This is a genomic window from Flavonifractor sp. An4 (assembly GCF_002161755.1).
Lineage (GTDB): Bacteria > Bacillota > Clostridia > Oscillospirales > Oscillospiraceae > Flavonifractor > Flavonifractor avicola.
Map to the genome: position 1 here is coordinate 1 of NZ_NFIL01000073.1, position 4,710 is coordinate 4,710.

A 4,710-nucleotide genomic window follows, 5' to 3' on the forward strand; every position below is an offset into this window, starting at 1 on the left:
GCTGAAGCGGACAAGCCATTTTACACGCTGGAGATCAGAAACAGAAAAGTGGTCCAGGCTCGATCTGCCAACAATCGCCCAGCCACACCGAAAGTCCAGCGGTTTCTCGACCAGTGGGAACGGGAAGTCCTGCAAGCCGCATAAGATACGCCTGTCCTATCGGGCTCATACGGGGAGAAAGGATAAACCATGTCAGAACGCAGTAACGCCGGATATATCATTATCAGCGCCATCCGTGTCGGGGACACAGAATATGTCCTTGGCGAGAACTCCAAGGCCCCCGCACGGTTTGTCACATGGATGTGCAGAAACGGGAGCGATTACTTTTGGGGCCGCTACACAGACGACCCCCTGTCCGCTCTGCGGAACCTGCTGGACCGGGCCGGGAGCGCACTGGAGGCGCTGGAGCGCCGGCAGAGAGAGGAGGCGGGCCAGCATGAGGATTGAACGCTTCCCTCTGCAAGACCGGCTCGACCTGCTGGACACCGGCCGCTGTGCCCACCCCGAATACGCCGCGGCTATCATCCACCGCTTTGCTGATATGACCCTGCCTGAGTATTTCCAGGGCTTTGAAGCGGAGCTGGAGCGGCTGCGGTCCGCCCTGGGCCTTTCCCGGGAGCGGGTACAGTCCATGACCTACAAACAGCTTGCCAAGGCCCTGGACGACCGGCTCTCGGCAACTCCCTCCTGTGGCGACGCCTACCTCTATGACGCGGCCGCCCTTCTGCTCCCGTCCCTCCTGGGTGCCCCTCCTGAACAAACAGGGCAGGAGGAGGACGGGGCCCCGCCCCTGGGGCAGCCCCTTCTCCCGCCCCGTTCGCTGGAGGAGCGTCTGAAGGCCAGTCTGCCGCCGCGGGACAGTGTCCTTGGGGACATGGAGGCCGGCAGTCTGATCCAGTTCATGGACGAGCTGGTGGCGCCCTGCGCGGCAGAGTTCACGGCCATTTATGAGCAGTATTTTCGGCAGTATGGAAACAAGACTGTCTCCGAATTGGCCGCTGACTGCGCCGCGATGCCGGAAGCGGAGCGGCAGACCGTCTTGTATGAACTGCTGATTCACCCGTTTGCCTCTCTGGAGGAGCATCCCAACAAACGGTATTGCCTAACAGGACGGTACACATAAAACAACATAAGATTGTTTTCAAAAAAACAGTGTAGCTTCCGGTTATGTCGTTTCTTCTTTTTATAGGTTATTCAGCAAAGACTTGGGAAGTATTCCAAGGGCATAGGAAATGTCTATCCGTTAACTACCGAGGATACTTTAACTAAAATGTCCATTTTTCAAGTTCGCATAATTCAAGGATATTAACACATGGAACGCCAAGATCTTTACATACATAAGGGATTTTTTTGCTTGAATCTTTATTTTCTTCAGTAATAACTGTTAGAGAATATTTTATAGCAGTAGCAATTAGAAACGCATCACCTGATGATTTTAATTGCTTAAAATCAATCAATTGGGGGTTTGATGTTACAACTGTTGTTACATTCTTTTGAATCAATTCGTCTATCTGAAGAATCGTACAATTACAGTCCTTTAGCCACTTTTGTATCGGTTCATCACTAATTTCCTCGAATATTTCTGAACATGTTACAATTACACTTGCTTTTACCAAGTTATCAATGTTTCTCCACAGTTTTTCATAAATTCTTCTACGATATTGTCTATCTTCTTTTTGTGACAAAATAGCACAGGTATCTATTATGTATTTATATGGAGGTTTATCGTCAAATAAGTTTAACTGTTCCATTGCGATACCTCCCTCAAAATATTGGAGATATGCTTTTGGTCTATTCTCAAATATCTTGCAATGTCTTGCCTATCAACGAGCCCTTCGCCATATCCATGGTATAAAGTTTGACATAAACTACCACTTGTCTTGTCAATAGTTTCCAAAAGAATATTACGGAACCCCTTATTTCCACTAGCTTTTCTTTTCTCTCTTTCTATCTCTTTTTCCATATCAAATGTTCGTTTGAATTCTAAAATAAATGTATCATATTCGGGTTTGCTAATTTCTCCAACATCTAAAAGCCTTCTCGAGATTACTTCTTTACTAACAGAAAAAACATCTGCTAAAGAAGCAATATTATCCTCTGTAAAATCTTTTATCTTGCGATTTTTAACCAAGGTCATAATTGCCTGCTCTGGAACTAAGACTTCTCCTGCAACAGCGTTACAAAATACTTCTTCTTGTTGTGCAGAAAAAGAAGTTACCATATCATTACACATTGTAGATTGACGCTTAATAATGTGAACAAGTTCATGAATAATTGAAAACGTTTTTGCAGGGTATCTGTCATCATTATTTATTCCAATAATAGGATATATGTCGTTGTAGATAGCTACACCACGTGCAATTTCAGTATCCACACCTGAAAATCCTTGAATAAACACTCCTTGCTTTTCTATTTTATTTCTTATATATAAATAAAATTTTCTTTTGCTCGGTAATGAGCATTGATCCTTCAATTCTAACTTGAATATCTGCCTTATTGAGTCGGCCCACTGTTTAACATCAGTACCAACAATTGAAAGCGAAAAGGCCGGCAAAGACTCCTGTAATTCATTTTTTGTGCTTATTAGCAATTCACGTGAGTAAAGTAAATCCATAATAGCCAAGTTTAACGAGCTATCATCGAAACTTCCATTTCCCCGTATAGTCCGCATGTTATACATTTTAGGAATATGCTGTAGTTTGATGTCTTTTGCATTCATATATAAACCCGCAAATGGTATGTGAAAGCATTTTGCAATTGTTTTCGCTTGAAGGCAAGTTGGAAAATTACAAGAATTGATATCTTCCCACAGCAAATATTTCTTTTCATCATATTTAGTGATTCGCTCAATATATGGAAGTGTGATTCCAATATGTTCTCGTAAATATTTTAATGTTTCTTTATTTATCAAAGCACGAACAACCATAATCACTCCTCCTTAAATTAGCATTACATTTATATTGTACCATGTCTAACATAACAAAAGAAAGTAATTTATTAGGAAAACGGAGGTATTGTTATCGACGCGATACCCCCGTTTTTGCTGAAATCTATGTGGCAGACCGTCCTGTATGAACTGCTGATCCACCCGTTTGCCTCTCTGGAGGAGCATCCCAACAAACGGTATTGCCCCTAAGCCGCCGTCAAGTTCCTGAGCGGTACCCTGACGGCGGCGGGCGATGGGTCCCCCATCCAGGTGTGTTGGTGAACGGGTGTAGAACAGACGAGAGGGTACACGGAGGCAGGCCGGAAATGGCTGGGCTGGGCATGTGCTCCCCCTCTGGACCGGCCGCCCGAAAAACAATTTGTCAAAACGGAGGTAAACATCATGTTGAATCGAATCATTCTCAGTGGGCGGCTCACCCGGGACCCCGAACTGCGCCGGACACAGAGCGGCATCCCCGTCGCGTCGTTCTCTCTGGCGGTCAACCGGGACTTCAAAGACAAGGCCACCGGTGAAACGCCTGTGGACTTCATCGACATCGTCGCGTGGCGTCACACCGGAGAGTTCGCCGCCAACTACTTCGCCAAGGGCTCCATGGCCATGGTGGACGGGCGGCTCCAGATCCGGGACTGGACGGACCGGGAGGGCAACAGACGCCGTACCGCCGAGGTCGTGGCCAGCAACATCTACTTCGGGGACTCCGTCAAGAAAAAGAGCGCCCCCGCCCCCGCCGCGAACACCGATGCGACCCCGCCGGCGTCAGAGTTTGAAAGTGACGTGGACAGCGAACTCCCGTTCTGATGGGAAGGTGACGGCCCTATGACGGGGCGCCGGAGAAACGACCATTTGCGCCCTGCCTCTGGACCGGAGGCGGAGCGCTTTTCCCTTCAGACGCCGAAACCATGTATGGACAAGGAGGTGGAAGCATGAACGATAAGGCGGCAGAGAAACTCAGGCGCCATATTCTGGACGCCCTTGACCGTCAGCCCTTTTTACAGCGTGAGGGCGACTGCTTCTTTTATGAAATCTATGCCGACTACCGGGACGGGATGGACAGCGCCACCGCGACCAAGCTCCTGTCCGGCGACGACCCCATGCAGAGTTTTTGGGAGTCGCTGGAGGAATGGTATTTCGACTACGAGTGTCAGCTGAGAGACGAACTGGAGCAGGATGTCCAGTCCGCGCTCACCTCAGAAGATGGGCCATATCCAGATGGCTTCACAGCGGAGGAAACCGGGCTGTTCTATGACCTGATGATGGACCATGTGTATTTCAGGCTCCCGGAGAAACACTTCCTGGACCAGACCTTCCCGGTCAATATCATGCTGGACACTGGGGACGGCAACTACGATTATGTCCTCAACAGCGTCTACCCCTGCTGGTATGGCCGCTATGAGGAGAAAATCGACGACCGCGCCGGCATCGTCTGGCTGGCAAAGTCCCAAGGTTATACCCGGGCAAAGCTCCAGCAGGCACTGCGGGACGGGGACACATCCGGGCCCAAAGGCTTCCTGGCGAGTATGCGGGCGGAGGTGGCCAACATCGCCTCCCACATGAACACCGTGACCTTCCTGGTGGAAATGTCCCTATCTGACCTGATGGAGCTCAACCGCCTGATCCGGCTCCAGGACCGCAACGGCCACTTCTATGACAGCCGCAAAAATCCCTACTGCGGCTACATCATCCTGGAGAAAGACACCGTGACCGGCCTGTATGACCCTTGGCAGGGCGGCGGAAGCGTGTTTGAAATTCAGCTGGAGCGGGAT

The 4,710-nt window shown here is 49.1% G+C and carries 6 protein-coding genes; 4 read left to right on the top strand and 2 right to left on the bottom strand.

From position 1 onward, the window contains the following. Positions 1-189: 189 nt before the first annotated feature. Both B5F94_RS15415 and B5F94_RS15420 read left to right on the top strand, forming a co-directional pair. The gene (locus B5F94_RS15415) at positions 190-447 is read left to right on the top strand and encodes a hypothetical protein (protein WP_087331401.1); all 258 of its coding nucleotides are present in this window, start codon (positions 190-192) and stop codon (positions 445-447) included. Then, entirely contained in the window at positions 437-1,123 is a 687-nt protein-coding gene (locus B5F94_RS15420; protein WP_087331404.1) for a hypothetical protein, read from the top strand. Before B5F94_RS15415 ends, B5F94_RS15420 begins: the two co-directional genes overlap by 11 nt. 142 nt (positions 1,124-1,265) lie before the next feature. Here B5F94_RS15420 and B5F94_RS15425 read toward each other — a convergent pair whose 3' ends face one another. Both B5F94_RS15425 and B5F94_RS15430 read right to left on the bottom strand, forming a co-directional pair. Further along, positions 1,266-1,751: a DUF4411 family protein gene (locus B5F94_RS15425; protein ID WP_087331406.1), complete on the bottom strand. Its 486-nt coding sequence runs from the start codon at positions 1,749-1,751 to the stop codon at positions 1,266-1,268. Then, positions 1,739-2,926: an ImmA/IrrE family metallo-endopeptidase gene (locus tag B5F94_RS15430; RefSeq protein ID WP_087331408.1), complete on the bottom strand. Its 1,188-nt coding sequence runs from the start codon at positions 2,924-2,926 to the stop codon at positions 1,739-1,741. The genes B5F94_RS15425 and B5F94_RS15430 overlap by 13 nt, the downstream gene beginning before the upstream one ends. 402 nt (positions 2,927-3,328) lie before the next feature. On the opposite strand from B5F94_RS15430, the gene B5F94_RS15435 reads away from it, so the two are divergent. Both B5F94_RS15435 and B5F94_RS15440 read left to right on the top strand, forming a co-directional pair. Next, complete coding sequence (locus B5F94_RS15435) at positions 3,329-3,745, top strand: single-stranded DNA-binding protein (RefSeq protein WP_087331410.1); 417 nt, start codon at positions 3,329-3,331, stop codon at positions 3,743-3,745. A 125-nt stretch (positions 3,746-3,870) separates the two neighbouring features. Beyond that, positions 3,871-4,710: hypothetical protein (locus B5F94_RS15440; RefSeq protein WP_143383329.1), on the top strand; the 840-nt coding region annotated here is incomplete at its 3' end.